The organism is Niveispirillum sp. SYP-B3756, from assembly GCF_009495745.1.
GTDB lineage: Bacteria > Pseudomonadota > Alphaproteobacteria > Azospirillales > Azospirillaceae > Niveispirillum.
In genome coordinates, this window is record NZ_WIDQ01000002.1 from 89,947 (window position 1) to 112,832 (window position 22,886).

Annotated in this window: 18 protein-coding genes; 11 read left to right on the top strand and 7 right to left on the bottom strand. The window is 64.3% G+C overall.

Going from position 1 to position 22,886, the window contains the following annotated elements; translation table 11 throughout:
- The first annotated feature begins 202 nt into the window (after positions 1-202).
- Positions 203-1,399, top strand: a complete 1,197-nt coding sequence (locus GE253_RS04415; protein WP_153202936.1) for a CoA transferase — start codon at positions 203-205, stop codon at positions 1,397-1,399.
- A gap of 6 nt (positions 1,400-1,405) precedes the next feature.
- Here GE253_RS04415 and GE253_RS04420 read toward each other — a convergent pair whose 3' ends face one another.
- From GE253_RS04420 to GE253_RS04435, 4 genes are read right to left on the bottom strand one after another with little or no spacing between them, the layout of a single operon-like run.
- Positions 1,406-1,774, bottom strand: coding sequence for a phosphate acetyltransferase (locus GE253_RS04420; RefSeq protein ID WP_153202937.1), 369 nt, complete (start codon positions 1,772-1,774; stop codon positions 1,406-1,408).
- The gene (locus tag GE253_RS04425; RefSeq protein ID WP_153202938.1) at positions 1,768-2,139 is read right to left on the bottom strand and encodes a MaoC/PaaZ C-terminal domain-containing protein; all 372 of its coding nucleotides are present in this window, start codon (positions 2,137-2,139) and stop codon (positions 1,768-1,770) included. Before GE253_RS04425 ends, GE253_RS04420 begins: the two co-directional genes overlap by 7 nt.
- The gene (locus GE253_RS04430) at positions 2,136-3,641 is read right to left on the bottom strand and encodes a long-chain fatty acid--CoA ligase (RefSeq protein WP_153202939.1); all 1,506 of its coding nucleotides are present in this window, start codon (positions 3,639-3,641) and stop codon (positions 2,136-2,138) included. The genes GE253_RS04425 and GE253_RS04430 overlap by 4 nt, the downstream gene beginning before the upstream one ends.
- On the bottom strand, positions 3,638-4,300 hold the full coding sequence (locus GE253_RS04435; protein ID WP_153202940.1) for a TetR/AcrR family transcriptional regulator: 663 nt from the start codon (positions 4,298-4,300) through the stop codon (positions 3,638-3,640). The genes GE253_RS04430 and GE253_RS04435 overlap by 4 nt, the downstream gene beginning before the upstream one ends.
- 228 nt (positions 4,301-4,528) lie before the next feature.
- Between GE253_RS04435 and GE253_RS04440 the strand changes: the two genes are divergently transcribed.
- The 3 genes from GE253_RS04440 to GE253_RS04450 all read left to right on the top strand — a co-directional run bounded on the left by GE253_RS04440 (position 4,529) and on the right by GE253_RS04450 (position 9,218).
- Complete coding sequence (locus GE253_RS04440; protein WP_153202941.1) at positions 4,529-5,377, top strand: alpha/beta hydrolase; 849 nt, start codon at positions 4,529-4,531, stop codon at positions 5,375-5,377.
- 13 nt (positions 5,378-5,390) lie between these two features.
- Complete coding sequence (locus GE253_RS04445; protein WP_153202942.1) at positions 5,391-7,607, top strand: TonB-dependent receptor; 2,217 nt, start codon at positions 5,391-5,393, stop codon at positions 7,605-7,607.
- 90 nt (positions 7,608-7,697) lie between these two features.
- A complete protein-coding gene (locus GE253_RS04450; protein WP_153202943.1) occupies positions 7,698-9,218 on the top strand; it encodes an MFS transporter in 1,521 nt (506 codons plus the stop codon).
- 124 nt (positions 9,219-9,342) lie between these two features.
- Here the strand turns inward: GE253_RS04450 and GE253_RS04455 are convergent, their stop codons facing one another.
- Positions 9,343-11,259 carry an ATP-binding protein gene (locus GE253_RS04455; protein ID WP_173012489.1) on the bottom strand — a complete coding sequence of 639 codons (1,917 nt, stop codon included), beginning with the start codon at positions 11,257-11,259 and terminating at the stop codon, positions 9,343-9,345.
- Positions 11,260-11,668: 409 nt separating this feature from the next.
- Between GE253_RS04455 and GE253_RS04460 the strand changes: the two genes are divergently transcribed.
- On the top strand, positions 11,669-12,403 hold the full coding sequence (locus GE253_RS04460) for a fimbria/pilus periplasmic chaperone (protein ID WP_153202945.1): 735 nt from the start codon (positions 11,669-11,671) through the stop codon (positions 12,401-12,403).
- A gap of 66 nt (positions 12,404-12,469) precedes the next feature.
- A complete protein-coding gene (locus tag GE253_RS04465) occupies positions 12,470-15,016 on the top strand; it encodes a fimbrial biogenesis outer membrane usher protein (RefSeq protein ID WP_153202946.1) in 2,547 nt (848 codons plus the stop codon).
- On the opposite strand, the gene GE253_RS04470 is transcribed toward GE253_RS04465, so the two are convergent.
- The gene (locus GE253_RS04470; protein ID WP_153202947.1) at positions 14,982-16,394 is read right to left on the bottom strand and encodes an amidase; all 1,413 of its coding nucleotides are present in this window, start codon (positions 16,392-16,394) and stop codon (positions 14,982-14,984) included. The genes GE253_RS04465 and GE253_RS04470 overlap by 35 nt on opposite strands.
- A 446-nt stretch (positions 16,395-16,840) precedes the next feature.
- Here GE253_RS04470 and GE253_RS04475 point away from each other — a divergent pair, with 446 nt between their 5' ends.
- The 3 genes from GE253_RS04475 to GE253_RS04485 all read left to right on the top strand — a co-directional run bounded on the left by GE253_RS04475 (position 16,841) and on the right by GE253_RS04485 (position 18,778).
- A complete protein-coding gene (locus tag GE253_RS04475; RefSeq protein ID WP_211101341.1) occupies positions 16,841-17,749 on the top strand; it encodes a spore coat protein U domain-containing protein in 909 nt (302 codons plus the stop codon).
- Positions 17,750-17,821: 72 nt separating this feature from the next.
- The gene (locus tag GE253_RS04480; protein WP_153202949.1) at positions 17,822-18,292 is read left to right on the top strand and encodes a hypothetical protein; all 471 of its coding nucleotides are present in this window, start codon (positions 17,822-17,824) and stop codon (positions 18,290-18,292) included.
- A 126-nt stretch (positions 18,293-18,418) separates the two neighbouring features.
- Positions 18,419-18,778, top strand: a complete 360-nt coding sequence (locus GE253_RS04485; RefSeq protein ID WP_153202950.1) for a hypothetical protein — start codon at positions 18,419-18,421, stop codon at positions 18,776-18,778.
- Here GE253_RS04485 and GE253_RS04490 read toward each other — a convergent pair.
- The gene (locus GE253_RS04490; RefSeq protein ID WP_153202951.1) at positions 18,773-19,630 is read right to left on the bottom strand and encodes an alpha/beta hydrolase; all 858 of its coding nucleotides are present in this window, start codon (positions 19,628-19,630) and stop codon (positions 18,773-18,775) included. The genes GE253_RS04485 and GE253_RS04490 overlap by 6 nt on opposite strands.
- 360 nt (positions 19,631-19,990) lie before the next feature.
- Here GE253_RS04490 and GE253_RS04495 point away from each other — a divergent pair, with 360 nt between their 5' ends.
- Together GE253_RS04495 and GE253_RS04500 are read left to right on the top strand one after the other, a co-directional pair.
- The gene (locus GE253_RS04495; RefSeq protein ID WP_173012491.1) at positions 19,991-21,148 is read left to right on the top strand and encodes a GGDEF domain-containing protein; all 1,158 of its coding nucleotides are present in this window, start codon (positions 19,991-19,993) and stop codon (positions 21,146-21,148) included.
- A 106-nt stretch (positions 21,149-21,254) separates the two neighbouring features.
- Positions 21,255-22,841: a sodium:solute symporter gene (locus tag GE253_RS04500; protein ID WP_153202953.1), complete on the top strand. Its 1,587-nt coding sequence runs from the start codon at positions 21,255-21,257 to the stop codon at positions 22,839-22,841.
- Positions 22,842-22,886 lie beyond the last annotated feature (45 nt).

Sequence of the window (22,886 nt, forward strand, 5' to 3'; positions counted from 1 at the left end):
CCTGACAGACCGCACAACATGGTGGCTGCACGGCTCAGCACCTTTGCTGCCCGGCAACCACCCATTCAACCGTCACCCCGGCGAAGGCCGGGGTCCAGGGGCCAGAGGCGCTTGCTCTACGATGCTGGACCCCGGCCTGCGCCGGGGTGACGGTGATGTGAGATGTCGGCGGCCTGGAACCACAATCCGGAAGGGTTTTTCTATGGCAGCACTGGCGGGCATCCGCGTCCTCGACCTCAGCCGGATTTTGGCGGGGCCATGGGCAACCCAGATGCTGGGTGATTTCGGGGCGGAGATCATCAAGGTGGAACGCCCTGGCGAGGGGGATGATACCCGCCGCTGGGGTCCACCCTATGTGGAAGGCGACGGGCCATCCGCCTATTTTCTGACAGCCAACCGCAATAAGCGCTCCGTCGCTATCGATTTCACCGGCGCGGCGGGTCAGCGGCTGATCCGCGATCTGGCCGCCCGTTCCGACGTGCTGGTGGAAAATTACAAGGTCGGGGGGCTGGCCAAATATGGGCTGGATTATGAGAGCCTGCGGCAGGTCAATCCCCGCCTGATCTATTGCTCCATCACCGGATTCGGCCAGGATGGCCCCTATGCCCAGCGCCTGGGCTATGATTTCCTGATTCAGGGGATGAGCGGGCTGATGAGCGTGACCGGTCTCGCTGACAGTGGGCCACATAAGGCCGGTGTGGCGCTGGCCGATATCATCACCGGGCTTTATGCCGGCAACGCCATCCTGGCCGCCCTGCACCATCGGGAACGCACCGGGGAAGGCCAGCATCTGGATCTGGCCCTGCTGGACTGCATGGTCGCCGCCATGGCCAATCAGGCGCTGAACCGGCTGGTCAGCGGGCGCGATCCGGGGCGGCTGGGCAATGGCCATCCCTCCATCGTGCCCTATGACACGTTCCCGGTGGCCGATGGGCATATCAATCTGGCCGTCGGCAATGATCGGCAGTTCCAGCGCCTGTGCGCCGTGCTGGACCTGCCGGAACTGGCCGGCGATGACCGCTTTGCCAGCAACAGCGCACGGGTGGCCAACCGGGTGGCCCTGACCGGCCTGTTGAATGAGCAGCTGCGCCGCCGCAGCGGGGCGGAATGGCTGACCGCTCTGGAGGCGGCAGAGGTGCCGGCCGGGCCAATCAACGGTCTGGGGGCGCTGTTCGACGATCCGCAGGTGCGCCATCGCGGGCTGGCCCTCGCCATGCCGCATGAGAAAGCCGGCACGGTGCCGGGGGTTGCCAGCCCGGTGAAATTCTCCGCCTCTCCCGTGGTGGAAAGCAAGGCTCCGCCGGAACTGGGGGCCGATACCGAACAGGTGCTGGCCGACCTGCTGGGGCTGGACGCGGCGGGGCTGGCGGCCCTGCGGGCGGCCGGGGTGGTGGGGTAATCGGCCCTACCAGCCCTTGTCCGCCACATCCTCCACATAGACCAGCGCCCGGCCCTGGGCCAGCATCTGGCCGTCCAGTTCGCAAACCGTCTCCAAATCCACCAGATGCTTATCCGGGCGCAGGCGGGTGATGGTGACGCAGGCCAGAAGCGCACGCCCCAGCGGGATGGGGGCCAGGAACTGCGTCTGCTGTTTCAGGTAATTGGTGCCCGGCCCCGGCAGCTTCACCCCCAGCAGATAGGAGAACAGGGCCCCGACCAGCGGTTCGGCCGCTTCCCCCTCCGGCATCGGGGCGCCGCCCAGCGCCACATAATCCGCCATGTCGGCAGCGGTGAAGATGCGGGTGATGCTGGCGCTGTCGCCAAGCTTCAGCATGTCCATGTCCCCGCCATTTCAAACGTGCCGTCACAGGTGACCACCCCATCGGCGCGGCGGGTGACGCTGACCGCGATCTGCTGACCGGTCAGGGTGGCGCTGAACCGCATCGGCTCCCCTGCATAGGTGGGGGCAGGAAAGCGGATATCCTGGCCCAGCAGCACCGCCCCCGGCAGCAGCCGGCCCGCCAGCCCGCGCAGGATGGTGCAGAGCAACAGCCCATGCGCCACCGTGCGCCCGAAACGGGTGCGGGCGGAAAAGCCGGGATCGACATGAATCGGGTTGTCATCGCCCGACAGGCGGGCGAACAGGTCGAAATCCGCCTGGGTCAGGGTGCGGTCGATCACCAGGGTAGGGGCGGTCATAGTATCACCTGCTGTCGGTCCAGCTTATGTTTCTGCACCTTGCCGGCGGCGGTGCGCGGGAACTCCGGCACCATCAGGAACTGTCTGGGCACCTTGAAACCGGCCAGCCGGTCACGGCAGAACCGGGCCAGTTCTTCGGCCTGCGGTGCGGGATGGCCCGGTTTCAGCCGCACGAAGGCGCGGCCCACCTCCCCCCATTGCGGGTCAGGCACGCCGATCACGGCGGCCTCCAGCACCGCCTCATGCTGGGTCAGCACATTTTCCACCTCCGCCGGATAGACATTCTCCCCACCGGAAATGAACATCTCCTTCAACCGGCCGACAATGTAGTAATAGCCATCCGCGTCGCAGCGGGCGATATCGCCGGAGCGCAGCCAGCCATCCTCCGTAAAGGCGGCCTGATTGGCCGCCGGCTGGCGCCAATAGCCGGGGGTGACCCCCAGCCCGCCAAACAGCAGTTCGCCCGCCTGCCCCGGAGGCACGTCGCGGCCCAGCGGATCGACGATGCGCACCCCCACCATGATCTGCGGCTTGCCAACGGAGCCGATCTTTTCCAATGCATGGTCAGGATCGCCCAGAAAGGCGGTCGGCCCCGTCTCCGTCATGCCCATACCGTTGCAGACGCGGGCCCCGCGTTCAGCGTAACGGCGTACCAGCACATCGGGCAAGGGCGCGCCGCCGCACCCCCAATGGCGCAGCCGCGACAAATCCACCTGATCAAAGCGCGGATGCTGGGAAAGCTGCAGATAGACGGCAGGCACACCGAAGAAATGATCCAGCCGCCCTTCCGCCAACAGGCCAATCATCACATCGGCATCGAACCCCGGCAGCACCAGCACCTGCCCGCCCGCCATCAGCGTGGGCAGCGTGTGCAGGTTGATGCCGGCCGTATGGAACAAGGGCAGGAAATTCAGCGTGCGGTCCCGGCCCGACAGGCCGATGGGCTGGCTGATATTGACGTAATTCACGAACGCCATGGCATAGGTATAGATCACCGCCTTGGGCGTGCCGGTGGTGCCTGAGGTATAGAGCAGATACCAGATATCATCCGCCGGCCAACCGCCCCGGCCCGGATGCGGGCTGGCCGCATCACGCCGCCCGGCATAATCACCATCAAGATCGACCATGGCCAGACCGGGCTGAAACAGCTCCCGCGCCACACCGGCATCTTCCACCCCATGCAGCAGCAGGCAGGGCGCGCAATCGGCCAGCAGGGGGCGCAGTTCGGCCGCCGGCATCCGCCAGTTCAGCGGCACCAGAATCGCCCCCAGCTTGGCGCAGGCGAACAGGATTTCAAAAAACTCGATCCGGTTGCGGCAGAGAATGGCCACCCGGTCGCCCATCCGCACCCCCGCATCCGCCAGCAGGCTGGCAGCGCGGGCGGCGCGATCCTCCAACCCGCGATAGGTGACGCGCTGGCCGCCCACCAGTTCCTCCATCGCCAGATTGTCCGGCGACAGCAGGGCCCGCCTGGCGGTGATGTCGGCGATCTCCCGGCTCATGACATCCCCTTCCCCCTTTGCGGCGAAAGACCAAAGGTAATCAACTCGGCAGCGGCGGCGGCAATCTCCGCCGCTGGGCGGTCGTCACTCCACACCGCATAGCGCAGGCCCAGAAACACGCTCATCCCGATCAAGGCCCAGGCGCGTTCCTCCTCATGGCCGGGGCTGATCTCCCCCTTGGCAGAGGCATGGACCAGATTGCGGCGATAGGCTTCAGCGAAAACCCGGTAATAATTGCGATAGGCATCCTCGGCGACGAACTGCGCCTCCATGACGATACGATATAAATCCTTGTGCCCGCGCACAAAATCGATAAAGGCCTCCAGGCCCAGCCGTTCCGCCGTCAGCCGGTCGCTGGTGCCGGTCACCCTTTCGGCAATATGCTGGCGGGTCAGCCGGCCCATATCATCCACCAACGCCCGGAACACCTGCTCCTTGCTGTCGAAATAGGTGTAGAAGGTGCCCAGCGCCGCCCCGGCCCGCTGGGTGATGCCGCTGATCGAGGCTTCGTGATAGCCGCGCTCGCCAAATTCCGCCGCCGCTGCATCCAGCAGCTTGCGCAGGGTGCGCTTGCCCCGTTCCGTGCGCGGCGCCTTGGAAATAGCGGTATCCGCCGCCGGCACATCGGCCAGTTCCACACTTGCCGCCTTCGCGGTCATTCTCATCCCTCCCTAGCGCCTTCTATCCGGCGAAAGGCCCATCCTACAGGCTTTGCCGACGACGGACATCGTCGGCTTTTCTTCTGAAGTTGAATATTGACTCAGGTTTCGGTTTGGCGCAAGCATGGGGACGTTCAGCCGGTACTCGGGCCCCGCCATAGGGGCCATACCAAACCATAGAAAAGCCGGCGGACAGGGAAGCGGAACCAACCAGGGGGCGGACGGCCTATGCCGGAACTGCGTCTCAGCGATGGCGCCTTGATCGCCTATGAGGATGTGGGCAATGGCCGGCCGCTGCTGCTGGTCCATGGCTGGGGCACGCGCGCCAGTTTCTTTGCCCCACAACTGGATGGGTTGGCCGACGGGTTCCGCCTGATCGCCCCCGATCTGCGCGGCCATGGCCAATCGCGTGCCCCGGGGACCGGGGCCGATATCCCCCGGCTGGCCGCCGACATCACCGAACTGGCCGAGGCGCTGGACCTGCGCGGGATCTTGGCCATCGGCTGGTCCATGGGGGCCATGGTGCTGTGGCAGGCGCTGCTGGAAGGGAATTTGCGCCAACGCACCGCCGGGCTGGTCAGCATCGACATGGCGCCCAAGGTGCTGAACGGGCCGGACTGGGCCTGCGGGCTGCGCGGCAGCCACCCGGCCAAGGCCGGCAGCCAGGCGCTGGACCTGATGATGAACGGCTGGGCCGCCGTGGCACCGCGCATTGCCGCCCGCATCTTCGCCCAGGGGCACGAGGCGGAACGCGCCGTGCTGCGCCGCTGGGCAGCCATGGAAATAGCCGGGGCCGATCCGGTGGCCATGGCCAGCCTCTGGGCCTCGCTCACCGCGCTTGATTTCCGCGACCGGCTGCCGGGCCTGGATTTGCCGGCGCTGGTCAGTTTCGGCCAGCTCTCCCGGCTTTATCCGGCGGAGACGGCCCCCATCCTGGCCGGGCTGCTGCCCCGGTCCAACCTGCTGGGCTTCCCCCGCTCCGGCCATGCGCCGCAGCTGGAGGAACCCTTATCCTTCAACCAAGCCATCCGTGACTTCGCCGCCCACCTGCCGACATCGACCGATAATGATAAATGAGGGGAGTGAAACCATGAAAACGACAGCAAAGCCCATCGCCCGCCTGCTCTATGCCGGCACCGCCCTGTTCACCCTGCCGGTGCTGACGACACCCGCCGCCCTGGCCCAGCAACAGACCGCCGCCAGCGCGCCGATGATGGACGAGATCGTCGTCACCGCGCGCCGGCGGGAGGAATCGCTGCAGGATGTGCCCGTCTCCATCACCGCGCTGACGGCGGAAACGCTGGAGATGCAGGGTTCCCCCGACATTACCAGCCTGACCAAGATGACGCCGAACCTGACCATGCAGCCGGCGCGCGGGTCCAATTCCACCCTGATCGCCTTCATCCGTGGCGTGGGCCAGCAAGACCCGCTCTGGGGGTTCGAGCCGGGTGTGGGGCTTTACCTGGATGATGTCTATCTGGCCCGCCCACAGGGTGCCGTGCTGGATATTTTCGACATCGAACGGGTGGAGGTGCTGCGCGGGCCGCAAGGCACGCTTTATGGCCGCAACACCATCGGTGGGGCCGTGAAATATGTCACAAAGCGCATCAGCGACACGCCGGAAGGCAAGATCAAGGCGCAGATCGGCTCCTATGACCAGACCGACCTGATCCTCTCCGGCTCCACGCCGGTGGGTGACAAGGTGGGGGTCAGCGGGGCCATCGCCATGTACCGCCGGGGCGGTTACGGCAGCAATATCACCACCGGCCAGGACCATTACGACAAGGACGTCAATGCCGGCCGGCTGGCGGTGGAGTTCAAACCGACGGACACCCTGTTCATCCGGGTGGCCGCCGACAAGACGGTGGATAATTCCAGCCCCCGCCATGGTTATCGGCTGGTGGCCACCCCTACCGTGCCCAAGCTCACCTCCGTCTATGACACCCAGGCGGGGCTGACGGGGAAGAACAAGGTGAAGACAGAGGGCGTGTCGCTGACGGCGGAATATGAGGCGTCCGACACCATCACCTTGAAATCCATCACCGCCTATCGTGACGGGCGCAGCGACACGGTGATCGATTTCGATAATCTGCCGGCCAAGATTCTGGACATCCCCGCCTATTACAAGGATGACCAGCTGAGCCAGGAGTTCCAGTTCCTCTATCAGGGCGAACGGTTCCAGGGCGTGGCCGGGCTTTATTACATGGATGGTCATGCCGAAGGGGCGTTCGACACCATTGTCGGGCTGGCCAACCTGACCACGCTGACGTCCGGCAGCGTGGATACCAAGAGCTATGCCGCCTTCGCCGACTTCACCTATGACATTACCGATCAGTTCAAGATCTCGCTGGGTGGCCGCTACACGATCGACAAGAAGGAAGGCACCGTCTACCGCGTCAATTATGCCGGGCTGACCAGCCCGTTCTTCGGCGGTACAGCGCGCAACCCCACGCTGATCCGCAGCAATTACACCAACGAACGCACCTTCAAGGAATTCACCCCGCGCGTCAGCCTGACCTATGAACCGACCGACGATGTGACGCTCTATACCTCCTATGGTAAGGGCTTCAAATCCGGCGGCTTTGACATGCGCGGCGACGTGATCCTGACGCCGGACACGGTGAAGGGCTATGACCCGGAAATTGTCGATACCTATGAGGTCGGGTCCAAGCTGCGCTTCTGGGATAACCGGGCCCGGCTGAACTTGGCGGCCTTCTATTCCGATTATGATGGCCAGCAGGTCACCACCCAGGTGCCCGCCGGCACCACCATCGCCAGCTTTGTCGATAATGTCGGCTCCTCCAAGATCAAGGGCTGGGAAGCCGAAGGCCAGTTCCTGCTGACCGAAGCGCTGATGGCCAGCTTTGCCGTTGGCTATATCGATGCGGAATTCAAGGAATTCCTGCGGTATGACCTGACGACCAAGCAATATGTGAATATTGCCGATACGGCGGTGTTCCAGAACACGCCGAAATGGACGACCAACTTCACCCTCTCCTATACCCATGACATGGGTGATGCGGGAACGGCCACCATCACCGGCTCGGCCTCCCACCGCAGTAAATTCTCCCTGTTCGAATTCCCCAACCCGACGCTGGACCAGAAAGGCTATACGCTGCTGGATGCCAGCCTGGTCTGGACCACGGCAGATGATCGCTGGCGGGTGGGGCTGCACGGGTTGAACCTGACCGACAAGCGCTATCGGGTGGGTGGGTATAACTTCCCCGGTGCCCTGTTCGGTGACAGCATCATCGGCTTCTATGGCGCGCCGCGCACGGTGACGGCGACGGTGGAATATCGCTTCTGATGGATGGCCGGCGGGAATGGCGCGCCCCTTGCCGTTCCCGCCGGCCATCCCTATTGCTTGTCCTGCCGCGCCCCAAAAGGAACAAAACCGATGCCCGCAGCCGTGACCCAGCCACAGGGCCAGCGCCGCTATTATCGCTATTACGTGCTGCTGATTCTGATCCTGGTCTATATCTTCAATTTCATCGACCGGCAGATTCTGGGCATTCTGGCCTCTTCCATCAAAACGGAACTGGGCTTAAGCGATCAGCAATTGGGGCTGATGGGCGGCATGGCCTTTGCTTTGTTCTACACGGCACTCGGCATCCCCATCGCCCTGGTCGCCGACCGGAAAAGCCGCACCTGGATCATGACCGGGGCGCTGACCATCTGGAGCGGTTTCACCGCCTTGTGCGGCTTTGCCACCGGTTTCTGGCAATTGTTCCTCTGCCGGCTGGGCGTGGGCGTGGGGGAAGCGGGCGGCGTGGCGCCCGCCTACTCATTAATTTCCGATTATTTCCCCCCGCGGGAGCGGGCGCGGGCGCTGGCCGCCTACAGCTTCGGCATCCCTATCGGCATGGCGGCAGGCGTGCTGTTCGGCGGGGTGATCGCCCACCAGATCGGCTGGCGCTGGGCCTTCATCATCTGCGGGCTGGTCGGGCTGCTGCTGGCACCCTTGTTCAAGCTGACAGTGCAGGAACCGGTGCGCGGCGGGTTTGACGCCAAGCCGCCCCAACCGATCAGGGCTGATCATTCAACCCAGGCGGAACCGGCCCGCACCCGGACGTGGAACCGGTTTGGCATTCACCTGGCAAGCGCAGCAGGGGCGCTGCTGGGCGGGTTGATTGCCTACCTGACCGACTGGCCCTGGGCCATCATCGTCAGCGGGTTGGCGGGGTTGCTGCTGGCATCGCTGCTCAGGTTGGTGATGCGGAAGCCGAAAAGCAGCGGGTTTGATAGAAACCCTACCGTCAATATAACAACCCCCGGCCTGGGGGATGCGCTCTCCCTGCTGTTCCAGAAGCCCTCCTTCTGGCTGCTGGCGCTGGGGGCTTCCTGCTCCTCCATCCTGGGCTATGGGCTGGCCTTCTGGCTGCCCTCCTTCTTTGAACGCAGCCACGGGCTGGCTTTGGTGGACCGCTCCATCTTTTATGCCGGCATCCTGTTCTTTGGCGGCATGGTCGGGGTCTGGCTGGGTGGGTCGCTGGGCGACCGGTTCGGGGCCAATGACAAGGGTAATTATGCCCGCGTGCCGGCGGTGGCCTTTCTGGTGTCGCTGCCCTTCTTCATCGGCGGCATCATGTCGCCGTCGCTGCCGCTGGTATTCTTCCTGTTCGTGGTGCCGCAGGCCCTGTCGCTGATGTGGCTGGGGCCGACCCTGTCGGCCGTGCAGCATCTGGTGCCGGCCACCATGCGCACCACGGCGTCGGCCATCTTCCTGTTCGTCAATAACCTGATCGGGATCGGCTTCGGCACCTGGTTCCTGGGCGTGCTGTCGGACTATCTGGTGCCGCGCTATGGCGCGGACAGCCTGCGCTATTCCATCCTTTATGGCATGGGCTTCTATCTGCTGGCTTCCGCCCTGTTCTTCCTGGCCGCCCGCCGGCTGAACCGGGACTGGCACCGGGAGTAGAGTCAGTATCTGTCCGGAAAGTTCTTCTGTTTTTTCGAAGCTCTGCCGCTTCACCGCCGTCATTCCCGCCTTCGCGGGAATGACGGTTAAGCTGAGAAACAATATGAAGTTCACGGACGGACTCTCAGGCCGCCGGTTTGTCCTGAAGCGGCAGCAGGGCGGTCAGGGTGCTGACCAGATTTTCCACCCGGATCGGCTTGGTCAGGAAGGCCTGAATGCCGATATCGCGGCAGAGCTGGCGGATTTCCGGGGTGATCAGGCCGCTATTCAAGGCCACAATGGGCACATTGCCGGCCGGCAGCGGCAGGTTGCGGATATGGCGGGCGGTTTCCAGCCCCTCCAGCACCGGGGTGGAAAGATCGATCAGGATGATATCGATGCGGCGCTGGGCCAGCAGGGCCAGCGCCTCCCCCCCATCGGCGGCCTGCACCACATCGGCCCCGCGCCCGACCAGCAGTTCGGTGGCAACCACCCGGTTTACCTCATCCCCTTCCAACAGCATCACCGCCGGACCACCCAGGGGGCCATATGGTAGCAATGGGGCGATGTGGCGCGGGCCCCCTTCCGCCTGGGAGCCGGGCTGCACCAGGGTCAGCGGCAGGGTGACGGTGAAGCGGCTGCCCTGGCCGGGCACACTGTCAACCCCGATGGAACCGCCCATCATTTCCGCCAGTTGCTTGGCGATGGAAAGGCCCAAACCCGCCCCGCCAAAGCGGCGGGTCAAGGTGTTGTCACCCTGGGAGAAGGACAGGAAGATGCTGTCCAGCTTGTCCGCCGGCACGCCGATGCCGGTATCCATCACCTCAAACCGCACCCAGACAGGGGGCTGGCCATTTTCCAAGGCCGGCTCCATAGCAGTGCCGGGCGGGGCGGTAACCGGCTCCACCGTCAGGCTGACATGGCCCTTCTCGGTGAATTTCACCGCATTGCCCACCAGATTGAGCAGTATCTGACGCAGACGCCGGCCATCGGCCAGCACCGCCGCCGGCAGGCCAGGGGCCGGGCGCAGGCTGAGCGTCAGACCCTTATGGTCGGCCTTGGGCGTCATCAGCACTGTCACCTCGCGCAGCAGGGCCCCCAGATCGGTGACACCAGGGTCCAGTGTCACCCGCCCGGCCTCCATGCGCGCCATGTCCAGTACATCTTCGATCAAGGCCAGCAGATTGGCACTGGAGCTGCTCATCACCTCCGCCAGACGCGCCTGGGAGGGGTTCAGCCCATGGGCACCGAGAATTTGCAGGCAGCCCTGGATGGCATTGATCGGGGTGCGGATTTCATGGCTGATGGTGGCCAGGAATTCCGATTTGGCGCGGTCGGCGGCACGGGCTTGTTCGGCCGCCTGCTCAGCGGCAAGGCGCTGCGCCTCCCGCTCCGCCACCAGCCGCTGCGACATGGTGATAACCCCGCCCATGCCGATGGTCATGACGATAAAGGGCTGAGCCATCAGCAATATCTTCATCGTCTCCGTATCCGGCAGGGGGCGGGGCGGATAGGAATTGAACAGCAGATCAATCATATGGACGGCATTGGCACCGAGCAGGAAGCCGAACCCGCCCAGCAGCAGCCATTCCCCCGCCCCCGTCGGCAGCCCCCAGCGCCGCGACCCATCGGCCGGGCGCAGCATGTCGATGGTGGCGGAAATCACCGCCGCCTGGATGAAGCCGGAATGCAGCAGCCGGTGCAGCCCCTGATCCCCCCGGATCAGGGTGATGGTGGAAATAGCGACGATAACCGCGCCGGCAAACAGCCAGCGCCGCCAATGCATCCGGCGGCCCCGGTAACGGGCCATTCCATCAGCCAGAAAGAACAAGCCGGCATCACGGCAGATAGACCCCAGCAGCGCCAGGAAGATGCCCACCAGGCCACTATGGGGTGACAACCCCAGCAGCAGCGGCAGGCCCGGCAGGGCCACCAGCAGCGCCAACGCCCAGGAGAGCGCGTACCGCTCCGTCCGCCCCTGCCACCAAATGGTGCCCAGCGTCACCGCCGCCCCCAGAAGGGTGGCCGAATTAACCAGCAGGATGGAGAGTAGCAAGCTCATCAGCGGGCGGTTCGGAGGTGACGGGGCATGGGCGGCGCAGGTTGAAACTGTGATGTAGGAGCCGTGTTGATACACGCGAATCATCGGCTTTTCCATAGTTGTTTCGCAAACAATCACCTCCCGCGATCTCAATGAATAAAAAGCAATAACTTATCTTATATTTGCATCTGATGCGTATATATAGAGAGAAAGTTAATATATTAACACGGCATTTTAAATATTAACTTTCCAGCATTTCCTCAAGTCATTCACGTTTGTCATCGGACCCGTCCGCCCCCAACAGCCTGGAAAAAAGACAGCCAATGTGATTCAACAGATGGCATTGTCCCCTATACCACCATAGTACAGGTCGCTACGACCTTGCAGCATCCCCTGGCGTCTGGAACTGAGATCAAAAGGAATCGGGCTCATGAAAAAGTATCTCCTGCGGTTGGGGATCCTGCTGCTGCCCCTGCTGGGCCTGACGGTGCCGGCATCCGCCTTCCGCCTGATTCCCATCGAAATGAATTTCGAACCCTCCGGCCGGGGCGCCACGCAGATATTCCGGTTGGAGAATGATGCCCAAACACCGGTAGCGGTGGAAATCAGCATTGTCGGTCGCGGCCAGGATGAGAATGGCGAAGATGTGCTGAACGGGGGCGGCGATGATTGGGTTATCTTCCCCGAACAGCTGATTCTGGAGCCGGGGCAGAACCAATCCGTCCGGGTGCAGTGGATCGGCAATGCCGCTCCCCCGAAGGAGCTGCCCTTCCGGCTGGTGGCTGAACAGCTGCCCATTGATGTCGGGCAGGCGCCCGCCCAGGGGGCACAGGTGCGGCTGCTGGTGCAATATAAGGCCTCGCTCTATGTCGTGCCACCGGGAGTGGCACCGAAACTGACGGTATTGTCGGCCAGCCCCACCACCCTGCCCGATGGCGGCACGGTGCTGGACCTGCGGGTGCAGAACAGCGGCACCGCCCACCAGATCCTGCGTGACCCGACCCTGACCCTGGCCGCCGGCAATGCCAAGGTCAGCATCAAGGCGGACAAGCTGGGGGGGCTGGCCGGAGAAAACCTGCTGCCGGGGGTGACACGCCGCTTCTTGCTGCCTTGGCCCAAGGAGCTGCCGGTCGGCCCGCTGACAGCCACGATCGCCCTGCCCTGATCACGCTGGCCCGGCACCTTGCCTCCTTCCCGCTCCTGCCGCCTGTTGCTGCTGCATCGTCCCCGGATGGTGCGGCCCCTGGCTGTCTGCGCCCTGGCGCTGCTGGCAACGGGCATAGGGCGGGCAGCGGAGGAAAAACCGGCCGGCAAGCCCGCCGCCTCAGCCGAAGAGCTGTATAAGAAAGTGTTCGGGGCCAAACGTCAGGCCGCGCGCACCCAGAAGGCCGACCTGCCCGTCTATTTCGACGGGGCAGAGATTGGCCAGATACCCGGCATGGTGGGGTTGGACCCGGCCGATACCGGCTTTGATCTGACAGCGCTGGCAAGCCTGCTGACGCCGCTGGTGCAGCCGGGGGCCTTGACGGAATTCAAGGCCCAAGCCGATCCTGGCGGCTGGACCAAGCCGACCCAGCTGTCCCGCCAGGGCATCCAGGTGGCCTATGAACCGACTGCCCAGGTGCTGCAGGTGACCGTGCCCGCCATCGCCCGGCAGCGGCGGGAACTGTCGGTGATGGAACGGGGGGCAGCGGCACGATCCTATGTCGTGGTGCCGCAGGCCGATTTCAGCGCCCAGATGAACATGCGCGCCGCCGCCGATTATCTCTCCGTTCCCGATGGCTTGGGCGAAAGCGGGCTGGGGCCGCTTTCCGTCGTCTATGAGTCGGCGGTAAACTGGAAAGGCTGGGTGGCAGAAGGCAATGCCTATTACCGGGAGGATGGCAAGAAACGCTGGGCGCGTGGCCCAGTGAAACTGCTGCATGATTTCCAGGCCAGCGGCATCCGGGCGCAGCTGGGCGATCTCAGCACGCCGGTGACGGGCAGCCAGGTCGGCAAATCCGTGCTGGGTCTCTCGGTGGCGCGAGAATTCTCCATCCGCCCCTATGATCTGGTGCAGCCGGCCGGCAGCCGGGATTTTGTGCTGGAAAACCCGTCGGTGGTGGAGGTGCTGGTCAATGGAAGGCCCAGCCGATCCTTCCGCCTGCAACCCGGCCCCTATAATCTCAATAGCTTTCCGGGTGCATCTGGCACCAACGATGTGCAAATCCGCATCACCGACGGATTCGGCCGCGAACAGGTCATTGATTTCCCCTTCTTTTTCGACAGCCAGCTGCTGGGCACCGGGGTACAGGAATTTGGCTATACACTGGGGCTGCCCTCCAGCATCCGCGATGATGTCTATACCTATGACACGGCCGACCCGATATTGACCGCCTATCAGCGGGTCGGCCTGACCGATCAGCTGACCGTCGGGCTGGGCACCCAGATTGACCGCACGGAAACCAACGTGACGGGAGAGGTGCTGTTCTCCACCGGCCTGGGCACTTTCGGGGTAGAGCCGGCGGCCTATCTGCGGCGCAAACCCAACAAGGATGCCGACCCGACGGATAAGGGGCGCAAGGCCGGGCTGGCCGGCACCCTGCGCTACCGCTCATATGATAATGGCGCGGATAGCTGGGCCAATGGCTCCGTGACGGCGCAACTGAGCTGGTATCAGAAGGATTACCGGAATTTCGGCTCTAATTTCGATAGCGATACGAAACTGGATATGGCGGCCCGCGTCACCCGACCGCTGCTGGAAAGCCTGACCCTGTCACTGGGGGGCCGTTATCGTGAAGTACGCGGCACGGACAGCCGCGATAATTACAGTATCGACTTGTCACTGCGTCAGCGGCTGTGGCGCACCGGCAGCCTGGATGTCACCTTCTCCCACGGGCGGGACAGTCTGGGGGAACGGGATACCGGCGTCTATGTCACCTCCCGTTTCTTCCTGGATGGCGGGCGACAGAGCGTGGGGGCCAGCATCGATACCATTGCCGGGCAGCAGCGGCTGGACTGGCGCTATCAATCCATGCATCCGGTGGATGCCTTGAGCGCCCGGCTGGAACTGACCAACCAATATGGCTCCGCTGGGGACCAGATTCAGGGCGGGCTGAGCTATGTGAACCAGCGGTTCGAAACATCGGTGCAGCATAACCTTATCCGGCGCAGCCTGGATGCGCGCAGCGAACTGGAAAACCGCACCCAGATGACGGCGGCAACGGCCCTGGCCTTTGCCGATGGCCATGGCGCTGTCACCCGCCCCATCAGCAACAGCTTTGCCATCATCGTGCCGCACCCGCGCCTGAAGGGGCAGGATGTCGGGGTTGATCCGGTGGATGATCATTATCTGGCGGAAACCGACTGGCTGGGCGTGCCGGTGGTTCCCAATATTTCCGCCTATCTGGTGCGACCACTGCTGCTGGACGTGCCCGATGCGCCGGCCAATTACGATCTGGGGGATGACCGGCCGGCAGTGCAGCCGGGATACCGCGCTGGCACCATCGTCACCATCGGCACCGATGCCGTCGCCTCCCTGACCGGTCAGCTGCTGACGGCGGACGGCACGCCCGCCGCCCTGCTGTCGGGCGTGCTGCGGCCGTTGGAAAGCAGCAAGGGGGCCAAGGATTTGCCCTTCTTCACCAATCGCAAAGGACAGTTCCGGGTGGAAAGCGTGCGGCCCGGCCGCTGGGCGCTCAGCATTTTCGGCGTCAGCATGGTGGCAGAGACGGTCACCGTGCCGGCCGATGCAGATGGGGAGATCAAGCTGCCCCCGATCCACCTGCCGGCCCCGTAACCGCCGGTGCCAGCAGGGCCGCCACGTCCGGCCGCCGCTGGTGCCAGTCGGTGGCCTGCTGATAGGCGTTGGCGATGCCCAGCACCAGCCCTTCCCGCCAGGGCAGGCCCAGCACCTGCAGGGAAATCGGCAGGCCGGCCCGGTCAAAGCCGCAGGGCAGGGCCGCTGCCGGCAGGTCCAGCCAGTTGGCCGCCCGCACGAACCGGCTGAAGGGCAAGGCGCCCTCATCTGCCGCCGCCAGTGCGGGGGCGGTCAGCGCCAGGGTGGGAGTCAGCAAACCATCCACCTCTTCCAGCCAGGCATGGAAGCGCTGCTGATCGGCCCGGCGGCTGTTGCGCAGGGTTGTTAATTCCGTATCCGAAACGTCTGCCCCCATTTTTAACCGGCCGCAGGTACCGGGGTCCATTTCGGATTCGTAACGTTCCAGCCGTCCCCGCCACAGCCGCCAGGCAACGCCCGCCATCAACAGGCCGGACGGTTCGATCGCCGCCGGCAGCGGCAGGGGTGGGCGCACCTCCACCAGACGGGCGCCCGCCCGCTCCATCACGCGGCAAGCCTCCAGATAGGCATCACCCACGGCATTGCTCACCCCATCCAACCCCTGATCGGCCAGCACGCCCAAGCGCCGGCCGCGCATGGACAGGGCCAGCGCGCGGGCGGGATCAAAGGGGCCGGGTTTCGGCCCCTTGGGTTCCAGCAGGGTGGGCGGATCGGCGGAGTCGGGGCCGGCCATGGCGGCCAGCATCCAGGCCAGTTCCGCCACGCTGCGGGCCATCGGCCCCACCGTATCCAGATCCGGGCAGAGCGGCAGGCAGCCGCCGCGGCTGACCCGACCCAGGGTCGGCTTCAGCCCGGCGATGCCGTTGAGGGCGGCTGGAATGCGGATGGAGCCGCCGGTATCGCTGCCCAGCGCCAGATCGGCCAGCCCGGCCGCCACCGCGACGGCCGACCCGCTGCTGGACCCGCCCGGCACCCGCTCGACCGCAGCATCCCAGGGGTTGCGCGGCGTCGCCGTGGCGCGGTTGATGCCCCAGGTACCAAAGGCCAGTTCGACCGTGTGGGTTTTGCCCAGCGGCAGCATTCCCGCCGCCGCCAGCCGGGCAACGGCCACGGCGTCACTGTCCGAGTCGGCCTTGTGCGGTTGGTGGGAACCGCCACCAGTGGGCAAACCACGCAGGTCCAGCAGATCCTTCACCGCCAGCGTCAGCCCCCGCAACGGCCCGGCGGGGAAGCTCTGCCGGGCCATCGCCCAGGCCCGTTCCCGCAGCCATTCCGGTTCAAACCCGGCAAAGGCGCGCAGATGCGGGTCCAGCCGGGTGATGGCGCTGATGGCATGTTCAGCGCGCTGGACGAAATGGGTCGGCGGAGTGGCAGTCATGGCGTTGGTCTCCCATGGCAGGCGGGGCGGCGCATGATAGTCGCCATCCACCCCAGGTCCAGCCCTGGCGATGATGGCAACCAGTTCAGGATGCAACAGGTCGTATGCCAATCTCCCCAAAGGTTAAGCTTTGCGGAGATTGGACGCCGGCGACTGCCGGCCTGGCGCATGAGGGAACACGAAATCCCCCTGGATCGGTCACGATCGAGGGAGGGGGGGGTATTAGAGCGAATGGCCGACAGGTCATACCACCCAAGAACCCTGGTATTTGCAGATGAAACAGGTAATGATTAACAACCCTTTCTGTTGAGCCTCCTTGATCCCCGTCCATAGCCAGGACGGGGATTTTCTTTTGTCCCATCCCAGGCTGGCAGCCGGCGGGGCGAACTGGCATCCTGTCGGATGGGCATCCGCGCCGGATACCCGTACCGATGCCATGTGATGCGATGCCGATGCCTTCTTCCCCCTGCCGCCGCCGGCTTGCCGCCGCCTTCCTGCTGCTAGCGGCGGCATTGCCAGCCCATGGCACTGATCGCTGCGAGGTGGAGGTCGACCATATCGACCGTATCGAACCCGATGATGATTATGATCCGTTCCGGGGGGCCAATCTCAGCTATCACCGGCTGGAGATTGAGCATGATGACGGCCCCGCCTGCAGCGTGCTGATCGGCATTGACGATGGCCGCAACGGCACCCGCATCATGGAAGGTGGGCACGGCCGGCTGGTCTATGAGCTTTATAAGGACAGCGCCAGATCCCAGCGGTTGAACGATATTGATGGATCGCAAAGCGGCCTGTTCCAGGCCACGCTAACCAAAAAGAACGAAAAGCAGAGCCTGACCTTCTATTCCTATATCGAGCCCGGACAGGTGGTGAAGAAGGGCACCTATAGCGACCGCGTCACCGTGAATATCTATGAGCTGCGAGACGGGGTTCCCGTCGGCCCCATTGACAGCCGGTCGGTGCAGGTGCGCGCCAAGGTGCGGGAAGTGGTGGGCGCCAGCGTCACCGTCAATGGCGTTTCCCGCCCCCTGTCGGGCAGTTCGGGGGTGCTGGATATGGGGGAGCTGTCGCGCACCGGTGGCGGCTCTTTTGAAATCAAGGTCATGGGCAACAGTGACTATGACCTGTCGCTATCCTCTGATAATGCGGGAAGGCTGGTCTCCGCCGATAATCCCGACGGCATCGGCTACAGCGTTTCTGTCGCTGGGCGCAGCGCCCGGCTGACACGCGGCAGCAACTTCAGCCTGGGGGGAGAGGGCACCTATCGCATCGATGTGCAGGTGGATGATGTCAGCCGGGCATTGGCCGGCACTTATGCTGATAACTTGATCCTAATCATTTCGGCGCGATAAGCTTCTATCGGATAACCGTCACGACGCGGGACCGATCCGTCGTGGTGCCCAAAATGGGCAGAAATGGGGTGCATGATGCGCAGAATATCGCAGATTGCCGCTGTCATGGCGGTCGCACTGCTGGCCCTGGCCGATCCGACGGGTCCGGCACGGGGGCAGGCCAGCCAGGCCACCCTGACCATTCGTGGCAGCGTCACGGCCGAATGTTCCATCGGCATTTCCAACAATACCGCCACGGTGAACCTGACCGCCGGTCAGGCCACCGTCCCCGTCGCCACGGTGGAGGAACGCTGCAATGCCGCCAATGGCTATGTGGTGACAGTCGCCTCGCAGAATGGCGGCAGCCTCAGCTCCGGAACGGCATCCGTGGCCTATGGGCTGCAATATGGCGATGTCGCCGCCCAGAATGGCAGTGTCGCCACCACCCGCACCGCCAGCGGACAGGCCCGAAGCACCACGGTATCCGTCTCCGTCCCCGCCTCGCCCTCCCTGCCGGCGGGTGAGTACGCCGACACGGTGATCATCAGCATCACGGCCAAGTGAAGCCCACCCTGTCACCCGCCCTGTTCTTTCAGCGCGGGTGACAGGGTTTTTTCATATTTTGCTTGAGAACAAATCAGGAACATTGTAGCGTCTCTCTATCAGGCCCCGCCATTAGGGAGAACCGCCATGAAGCCCGCCATCTGTCACAGTGCCCTGCCCGGCAGCATCGGTTGCGCCAATTTCCAGGGACATGATTTCGCCATGCATTGCGTCTGCTGCGCGGAAGAATGCACGTGGCGCAGCGATCTGCTGCTGCGCCAGCATGGGCATGATTATCCGGTGGCGGAGTTCAGCCGGCATTTCGTCTGCCAGGGTTGCGGCGGGGTCGGCACCTCCGTCCTGCGGCGGGTGGAAAGGCCGCAGGAACAGCAGGCCAGCCGGTTCCGCCGCATGGCACCACGTGTGGTGACGGCACCGGAAAGCCCGCGCCACTCCCGCCCTGTCTGGGGAATGCGGGCGGCCGATGACGGGCTGGCGGCGCTATAGGCCGGCCAGCACCGGCCAGACCGCCCGGCACCGCTCCGAAAAGACACGTAGATGGCCGATGCTGGCAACCCCTGCCGCCGCTGGTTCGATCAGGTGGTTTTCCACCTGGGCCGCCGGATAGAACCCGGCCAGATCGCGCACCACCGGCGGCGGCAGCATCGGATCATCGGCGATGGCCACCAGCCGCAGCCGGCCCTTCATGCGCGACAGGTCGGGTTGCGGCAGGCGGCGGCCCCAATCCCGGCGGTAAAAGCCAGGGGTGATGCACCAGCGCCGCCATTCCCAATAGGCACCGGCCGGCAGATGCGCCCCCTGCCCCAGCACCCAGCCCGGCATGTAGCCCAGCAAGCTGGTCAGCAACGGTCCCGCCAGATACCAGAAGGCCAGCGCCTTGGGTACGAATCCGAGCGGGTGGCGGGACCAATGGGCCGGACCGCTGGCCACGGCCACCATGCGCACCACGCGGTCGCCACGGTCATGAAAAGGCAGGCCCAGCCCGCCCAGCGAATGGCCAATCACCTCCAGCGGCAACTCAGGAAAGCGCTGGTGCAGCAGTTCCAGCGCCGCCGCCTGATCGCGCACGGCCCAATCGGCCATGGTGGCGCGGGCCTGTTTCACCGGCACCTGGGCGGAATGGCCGCAATCGCGGTAATCATAGATCAACACCGCCGCCTGGCGCGCCTCTGCCACCCAGGCGGCAAAACGCGCATAGTAGTCCCGTGGCACACCGGTGGCGCCATGCAGCACGATGGCCGTCTGCGGCTCCCCCGCCGGCTGGAACATGAGCCCGGCCAGACTCACCCCCGCCACACCTGGAATATTGACAGAAGCTGGGACTGCTGCTGTTGCCATGATGCCACCCGTTCGTTCCTGGCCCACCTCAAATATACGAACGTTCGTGCGAAAATCCAGCGCCTTCCGCCAAGCTGCGCAGGTGCGACCGATTGTACGGGGAGGGTCAAGTAAAAACCAGTGTCTATACCTGTGACAGCGTGATATTTGTTGAAAACAGAACCACGCACATAGAAAGCACGGGCAAAGTAATCTGCCGCAGAAGCAGAGATAATGGTTAATTCTGGTGAAATCCGGTTGACGATGTAAACACGTTAATGGATTTCTTAAAACTGGTGAGTGTGAATGCTGCTGCACGGCAAGTATCGGCGATTGATGGGACGGCTTGACATACGGTCGAAGTCGCCCAGTGCTATTGCTATGTGCGCACGCTCCCAAATTGCCGGCGGGCTGACCCAGGTGACCGTCGCCAGTGCCCTGATATTGGCATTGGCGCAGTCGCTGCACCTGATCGCCCTGCTTTCCTGGGCGGCGGCGATCTGGCTGGTCTCCCTGTACCGGATCGTCACGGCACGGGGATTGTTGCCACAAACGACGGATCGCGCGGCGGTGGGCTGCTGGCAGCGGAGTAATCTGTGGAATTTCCTGCTGACCGGCCTCCTGTGGGGCGTCCTGCCCTGGCTGCCCCGGGATGGAGCCAGTGTGATGGTGGTCAGCCTGATTTATCTGGTGCCCACCGGCATTTCGGCCGCTGCCTCACATAATCTGGGCGCCATGCCGATGGCGCTTTTGGCGCTGGTGGGGCCGATCGCCACCAGCCACGCCCTGTTCGCGCTGAGCATTTTCGACGGGCCGACTGCCGCCGTCATGGCCTTCTTCTCCCTGCTTTACATATTGGTCATGTGGGTGGGCGTGTTGATGGTGAACAACACGCTGCTGTCGGAATGGCGGTTGGTACGGCGAAACCGGGGGATTGCCCGGCGCAGCAAGGCCCAAGCCGCCGCCTTGACGCAGACGCGGGCGGAACTGCTGGCCGCCAATGAAAGGCTGTCGCGCCTGGCCGCCCTCGACCCGCTGACCGGGCTGGCCAACCGGCGGCAGTTCCAGGAAAGGCTGCGCCAGGATCTGGCCCAGCATCGCCGTTATGGTGCGGCAGGTGTCCTGGTGGTGCTGGACCTGGATTATTTCAAACAGGTCAATGACACCTATGGCCATGCGACCGGCGATCTGGTGCTGATGGAGGCGGCGGAACGGATGGCCACGTCGCTACGCCCCAGCGATCTGGCCGCCCGCGTCGGTGGGGAGGAATTTGCCGTGCTGCTGCCGGACAGCGATATCGGCACGGGCGTCACCGTGGCGGAACGGCTGCGCGCCACCCTGGCAGATCTGGTGGTCTTCGCCCCGGATGGGCGCCCTGTGCGCATCACCGCCAGCATCGGCGTGGCCGCCTGGCAGCATGATGACCGGGACGAGCGCGACTTGCTGGAACGGGCCGATCAGGCGCTCTACGCCGCCAAACATGCCGGCCGCGACAATATCCGCATCGCCGTGCCCGGCCTGTCGGTGGTGCGCGGCTGAGCCACTGCATACGAATTCTTCTTGGGTACCGGGGCAAAGCCCTGTCAGATGGCAGCAAGGGTGGCATCTGACAAGCCGCCGGTAATGAAGGTCCAAGGGGGAGAGGATGCCGCCCATCAACGGTCTGGCAACGCTGGATTATGCCGTCATCGCCGCCTATCTGACCGCCATCATCGCGTTCGGCCTGCTGCTGACACGGCGGCGGGCGACGACGGAGGATTTCTTCCTCGCCTCTCGCGGCTGCACCTGGCCGGTGATCGGCTTGGCGCTGCTGGCCTCCAACATTTCCTCCACCACCCTGATCGGGCTGGCGGGTGCCGCCTATGGCGCCGGCATTTCCGTCTATAATTATGAATGGATGGCGGCGGTGGTGCTGGTGTTTTTCAGCATCTTCTTCCTGCCCTTCCTGCTGCGCTCCCGCGTCTATACGCTGCCGGAATATCTGGAGCGGCGGTATAATGGCACGGCCCGGCTCTATTTCTCCGGCCTGACCCTGTTCCTCAATATCGTTGTCGATACGTCCAGCGCGCTTTATGGCGGGGCCTTGCTGTTCAAGCTGCTGCTGCCCGATGTGCCCTTGTGGCAGATCGTCATCGGGCTGGCCCTGTCGGCGGGTATCTACACCATCGCCGGCGGCCTGCGGGCGGTGATCTATACAGAGGTGATCCAGGCGCTGCTGCTGCTGGGGGCCGCCATGATCATCGCGCTGAAGACCTTTGCCGCCGCCGGCGGCTGGGACCGGGTGATGGCGGCGGTCGATCCGGCCAAGCTGTCGCTGATCCGCCCGCTGGATGATCCCACCCTGCCCTGGCTGGGCCTGTTGACCGGGGTGCCACTGCTGGGCTTTTACTTCTGGTGTACCAACCAGTTCATGGTGCAGCGGGTGCTGACCGCCAAGGATGAAAATCATGGCCGCTGGGGCAGCCTGTTCGCCGGTTTGCTGAAACTGCCGGTGCTGTTCTTGATGGTGCTGCCGGGCACGGCAGCCATCCTGCTCTATCCCAGCCTGGAAAGCCCGGACATGGTGTATCCGACCCTGCTGCTGAACCTGTTGCCGGCGGGGCTGGCCGGCATTGCGGTGGCGGGGTTCATGGCGGCGCTGATGTCCTCCATCGCGTCCACCTATAATTCCGCCTCAACCCTGTTCACCATGGATTTCGTGCTGCGCCGCTGGCCCACCCTGTCCAACCGGGCGCTGGTGCGCATCGGGCGGGTGGTGACGCTGGCGATGGCTCTGGCTTCGGTACTGTGGGCGCCGCAGATCGAACGGTTCGGCTCGCTCTGGCAATATCTGCAGATCATCATCGCCTATGCCGTACCGCCGGTGATGGCGCTCTATCTGGTGGGGTTGTTCTGGCGCCGGGCCAATGCCGCCGGCGCCATTGCCTGCATCGCCACCGGTGTGGTGGCCGGCATCGCCCTGTTCCTGGCCGTGCCGGTAAAGGGGCTGTTCACGATCCATTTCCTTTATATCGCGCCCCTGCTGTTCCTGGCCTGCGCGCTGGCCCTGGTGGTGGGCAGTCTGGCGACCGCCCCGGACCTCGTCACCAAGAGCGAGGGCATGATCTGGACGCCCGCCTTTTATCGGGAGGAGAGCGCCCGGCTGGCCGCCGAACCCTTCTGGCGCAATTACCGGGTGCTGGCGGCGGCCCTGCTGGCCCTGACGGCGGTGATTGTCTGGAATTTCCGCTGATGGATCGCGCATGGGGAGAATTGCCAGCCTGGGCACCCGTCCGCT